A 4,865-nucleotide genomic window follows, 5' to 3' on the forward strand; every position below is an offset into this window, starting at 1 on the left:
CTCGCCGGCCATGACTACATCATCGGAGGGGGCCACGACGGCCCCCCCCGAGGCCACCCCCCAAGCTTGCGCGGGCCGGGTACCCACTCCGAAGGAGTGGGTGCGCGCTCGAAAGACGCATGCAGCTGTATTTCAGCATCCGCCTAGGTGCCTGCCGGCACGCGGGGCTCGGCCGGCAGCTCGACGACGAACCGGCTCCCCCGCGGCGAGTTGTCTTCCACCCAGATCGTCCCGCGGTGGTCGGTGACGATCTGGTGGACGATCGCCAGGCCGAGGCCGGTGCCCGCCGCTTTGGTGGAGAAGTAGGGAAGGAAAAGCTTCTCTCGATCCTCGGGCGGGATCCCCCCACCGGTGTCGCTCACGCTGATCCGCACGCGCCGCGCTTCGGGGAGGTAGGCGGTCTCCAGCGACACCTCTCCCGCCTTCCCGACCGCATCGACGGCGTTGTCCACCAGGTTCAGCACGGCCCGCTTGATCTGGTCCGGGTCCACCTGAAGGGTGGGGAGGTCCGGCGCGAAGGCTGTCTTGAGCGACAGGTCGGGGTGCGACTCCCGGTAGAGCGTCACGACGCCCTCGAGGAGCCGGTGGAGGTCGGTGGGCTTGAGCGAGAGCGCGGGCATGCGGGCGAAGCGCGAGAACTCGTCCACCAGCTGCCGGAGCCCCTCCACCTCGTGGATGATGGTCGCCGTGCACTCCTCCAGGATCCGGCGCTCCTCGGGGCCGCGGTCGGCGAGCCGCCGCCGGAGCCGTTGAGCCGAGAGCTGGATCGGCGTCAGCGGGTTCTTGATCTCGTGTGCGATCCGCTGGGCCACCTCGCGCCAGGCGGCGAGCCGCTGGGCCTTCAGGAGCTCGGTGAGATCGTCGAGGACCAGCACCATGCCGGCGTACTGGCCCTCCGTCCCCGTGAGCGCGGTGGCCGCCCCGAGAAGGGCCACCGCGTGGCCGTCGCGGCGCAGGTGGATCTCGCGCTCGAGCGTACCCCCGCGGATCCGATCCATCTGCTGGACGATGGCGCCGATCTCGTTGAGCTCCTGGCGGCGGAAGATCTCGCGGAACGGCCGGCCCACGGCTTCCTCGACCGGGAGCCCGAGCATCCGCGCGGCGGCCCGGTTGACCGTCGTGATCCGTCCCTCGGGGTCGAGTGAGACCACGCCGGTCGCGACCGCCTGGAGCACTGTTTCGGTGTACCGGCGGCGCTCCTCGAGCTCGGTGTGCTTGGCCTGGAGGTCCAGGTAGGCCTCCTCGAGCTTGGCCTTGGACTGGGAGAGGTCGCCGGTCATCCGGTTGAAGGACTCGACGAGGATTCCGATTTCGTCGTCGGCGCGGACCTGGACCTTGTAGTTCAGGTTTCCGGCGGCCACCTCGCGTGTCCCCTCGGCCAGGAGCTGGATCGGGACCGTGATGCCCCGCGCCAGGTAAAGCCCGAACCATGTCACCGAGAAAACGATCACGAGCGTCATCAGGAGGAAGAGGAGGATGTAGATCCCCTTGATCGGGGTCTTTAAGAGCTTCAGCTGCTTGTACTCCTGGAAGGCCTGGGAGATCCCGCGGATCCGGGCCTCGAGCCGGTGGGCGACGTGGGTCGAGACCACCAGCGCGCCGAGCAGCTCGCGCTCGCGCCCCAGGGACCAGATCGGCACCACGGCCTGGATCAGGTCGCCGTTGTCCAGCTCGTGGACCGTCGTCAGCTCGCGGCCTTCGAGCGCCTTCCGGAGGTGCTCCTGGTTGACGTTCCCGGTCTGCACCGCCACGAGGATCGGGTCCTGGACGTGGACGATCTCCTGGCCGCTGCGCGCGAAGACCGAGAGCCCCGCCAGCCCGAGCTGCTCCTGCTGCTCCGCGAGGAACGCCGACAGCGCCTCGCGCCGGTCCTCGCCCAGGAGGCGGTCGCGCACGACGATCCGGGCGAGCGCCTTCCCGTGGCGCAGCGCGGTGACCTCCAGCGTCTGGTAGTAGGTCTGGGCGACCTCGAGGGCCTGGTCCAGCGGCCGCTCCACCTGCGGCTTGAACCACCCCTCGATGGAGGTCGTGATGAAGTTCGAGGCGATGATGAAGATGAGCAGCGTCGGAGTCAGCGCGAGCGAGAGGAACGCGAAGATGAGCTTCGTCTTGAACTTGGAGCCGAGCACCTTCTGGCGGCGCTCGAAGGAGAGCTTGACCAGGTTTCGGAAGAGGAGGACCAGGAGCAGGAGGAAGACGATCAGGTTGAGGTTGAACAGGGCGAAGACGAGGAGGTTGGAGGCGACCGGTACCTCCGGGATGCGAATCCCCACCCCGAACGCGGTCGCGCCCACCAGGAGGACGAGGATCCCGCTGATGATCAGCAGGTTCCGCTTCTGGCGTTCCGGCTCGCTGCCGAGCGGCATTACTGGCGCCTCGTGATCGTCAAGAGCGGGGAGATCAGCCAGGGCGTCTCCTCCGCCTGGCCGAACAACCGCGCAAAGAAACTGTTGGGGCCCCTGACGCTGACCTCGGCGCGCGCCCGCACGTAGAAGAGTTCGCGGGGGCTCAGCAGCGACGCGGGCGCCAGCTTGATCCCCCGGAGGTCGGAGAGGACGCGCTGGGCCTCCCGGAAGTCCTTGGTGAGGTAGGGCTCCCGCTGCTCGCCGGCGGTCGAGACCACCTTGTACTCTTTGGCCAGCACGTCGTAGCTGAGCTGGCGGTCCGCGGTCCACGCCTTGAGCCGGCTGTCGATCCAGAAGCGGTTGTACTGCCAGAGCTCGAGGGAGATCCGGGCTTGCACGGGGATCCCGCTCTGGAGGTTTTCGTGGAACCCGGGTGGGATCGCTTCGACGAGGACCAGCTGGACCGTCAGATCGAGATCGTTGAGAAAGACGTTCAGGTCACCGATGCGGAGTTCGGCAGTGGCGGATGGCGGCCCAACGGCGATTCCCAGGGCGACGAGCCCGGCGATCCAGGGTTGAACCACGTTCTGCAGCGCGCGCATGGGTCAGACAGAGCATTATAGCGCTGACGAGCAGGGGACCGGAAGCAGCGGGTCGGGGACGGCTCAGGACGCCGCCAGGCCCGGGAGGGGGCGTCGGGAAACCCCTTCGAGCCGGCCGACGGGATGGGAGAGGGCGCGAACCGTGACCTGGACGGCCGACGACTCGGCGTGCTCGTAGAGGATCGCGCGGGCGAGCTCGTGGTTGAGCGCATGCCCCGCGTTGCGGGCGACGACGTGGCCGATCAGGGGCCGGCCGAGCAGCGCGAGGTCGCCGATCAGGTCCAGGATCTTGTGCCGGACGAACTCGTCCCGGTAGCGGAGGGTGCCGTTGAGCACGCTCCGCCTGCCGACCACCACGACGTTGTCGAGCGAGCCGCCCTTGGCGAGCCCGTTCTTCCGGAGGGCCCCCACGTCCTTGAGGAACCCGTAGGTGCGGGCCGGGGCCAGCTCGCGCACAAAGGCGTGTTCGTTGCAGGCGACGGAGAGGACCTGGGTTCCGACGGCGGGATGATCGAGGTCCAGGGTGTAGCTGATCCGCAAGCGGTCTGCCGGGAGGACCTGGAGCCAGCGCGCCTCGTCGCCGACGCGGATCGGCCGTTCGACGACGAGCGGCCGCCGCGGGCTCGGCAGCGTGGCCTTGCCGGCGGCGTACAGCAGCGCGACGAACGGCGCCGCGCTACCGTCCAGGGCCGGGATCTCCTCCCCCTCGACGTCCACGAGAAGGTTGTCGATCCCGAGGGCGACGGCCGCGGCCAGAAGATGCTCCACGGTCTGGACCCGGGTTCCGTTGATGCCGAGCGTGGTGGCGTTGCGCCCGTCCACGACGTGGTCGGGGGATGCCGGGATCCGGGTTCGCTCGCCGTCGCCGGCGCTGAGCACGATTCCTGTGTCGGCACGGGCGGGCAGGAGGGTGATCCGGGCCGGGTGGCCGGTGTGGAGCCCGACCCCCTCAATCGATACTGGCTTGAGAATCGTGAGCTGTAGGTCCATGTTCGGTTCGAGCCCAGCCCAAACCGTGTGGAAAGAGAGCAACTCGTGTGCCAGTGTCCTGGGATTCATCAAGTGCCTGAAATAACTGTCCTTTTAGTTGACAGATCAGAAGCGAGTGTACCAATGAGGAGACACAGCCCAGGTGCTGCTGTTCACTTTTCACATCACCCGAGAGCTTGTCGGAGTCAGATTCTTCGCGCACGCACGGATGCATCCGGCCGACCCGCGCCTCCGGCCCAGGTGCCCGCCCGGCCCGCGAAATTGACTCCGGCCTCGCGGCGTCGAGCGCGGGCTTTGCCCGCGCAAGCTATGGGGGAGGCCTCGGAGGGGGCCGTCGAGGCCCCCTCCGACTTTAAATATCGAGAATGACGCGGATCTCCCAGCGCTGGTCCCGCTGGCTCATCGTGAGCTGGTGGTAGGTTGCGGCCTTCACCAGCGTGCCCAGCCGGTGGCGGCTGGGATCTACCTCCTCGCCCCGCAGGAGCGAATGAAGCCGCCGCTCCTCGAAGACGGTGAAGTCGATCCGGCGGGCCACGAACCCCTCGACGTCGTGCAGGTAGAGGCAGTCGTTGAGCCAGTTCACGAGGAGGCTCTCGCGCGTCTCCCCCTGGGCGCGCACCTCCCGCGCGTCGGCTTCCTCCACGCCCTCGGGTGACACCATCAGGGCGAAGAGGCCGAGGCCGGTCTGGCGGAACGCCGCCTCAAGGGTCGGGCCCCATCCCCTAAGCCCGATGTCGGCGGCCACGTCGAAGTAGTCGAAGCCCTCGGCCTCACTCACCAGAACGACCTTCGCTCATGAGCCGTTACCCCGCCTTCGAGCGCCCACCCACTCCTTCGGAGTGGGTACCCGGCCGGCGCAATCAACTCGGGCCTCGCCTCGTGGCTGTCCTCGCCTGCGGCTCGTCCGGAGCCCCTCGGCTCGAAATGC

Annotated in this window: 4 protein-coding genes; all 4 read right to left on the reverse strand. The window is 68.2% G+C overall.

Annotated features, from left to right (window positions below):
• Positions 1 to 143: 143 nt before the first annotated feature.
• Positions 144 to 2,366, reverse strand: a complete 2,223-nt coding sequence (locus HY726_03220) for a PAS domain S-box protein (protein ID MBI4608005.1) — start codon at positions 2,364 to 2,366, stop codon at positions 144 to 146.
• Complete coding sequence (locus HY726_03225) at positions 2,366 to 2,947, reverse strand: DUF4390 domain-containing protein (GenBank protein ID MBI4608006.1); 582 nt, start codon at positions 2,945 to 2,947, stop codon at positions 2,366 to 2,368. Before HY726_03225 ends, HY726_03220 begins: the two co-directional genes overlap by 1 nt.
• Positions 2,948 to 3,010: 63 nt before the next feature.
• A complete protein-coding gene (gene lpxC / locus HY726_03230; GenBank protein ID MBI4608007.1) occupies positions 3,011 to 3,937 on the reverse strand; it encodes a UDP-3-O-[3-hydroxymyristoyl] N-acetylglucosamine deacetylase in 927 nt (308 codons plus the stop codon).
• Positions 3,938 to 4,289: 352 nt separating this feature from the next.
• Positions 4,290 to 4,715: an archease gene (locus tag HY726_03235; protein MBI4608008.1), complete on the reverse strand. Its 426-nt coding sequence runs from the start codon at positions 4,713 to 4,715 to the stop codon at positions 4,290 to 4,292.
• Between the last annotated feature and the right edge of the window lie 150 nt (positions 4,716 to 4,865).

This window comes from Candidatus Rokuibacteriota bacterium (assembly GCA_016209385.1).
GTDB lineage: Bacteria > Methylomirabilota > Methylomirabilia > Rokubacteriales > CSP1-6 > JACQWB01.

Excerpts from the sequence above, each read along its gene's own strand:
- lpxC (MBI4608007.1), bottom strand. The coding sequence starts at position 3,937 with ATGGACCTACAGCTCACGATTCTCAAGCCAGTATCGATTGAGGGGGTC.
- HY726_03225 (MBI4608006.1), bottom strand. The coding sequence starts at position 2,947 with ATGCGCGCGCTGCAGAACGTGGTTCAACCCTGGATCGCCGGGCTCGTC.
- HY726_03220 (MBI4608005.1), bottom strand. The coding sequence starts at position 2,366 with ATGCCGCTCGGCAGCGAGCCGGAACGCCAGAAGCGGAACCTGCTGATC.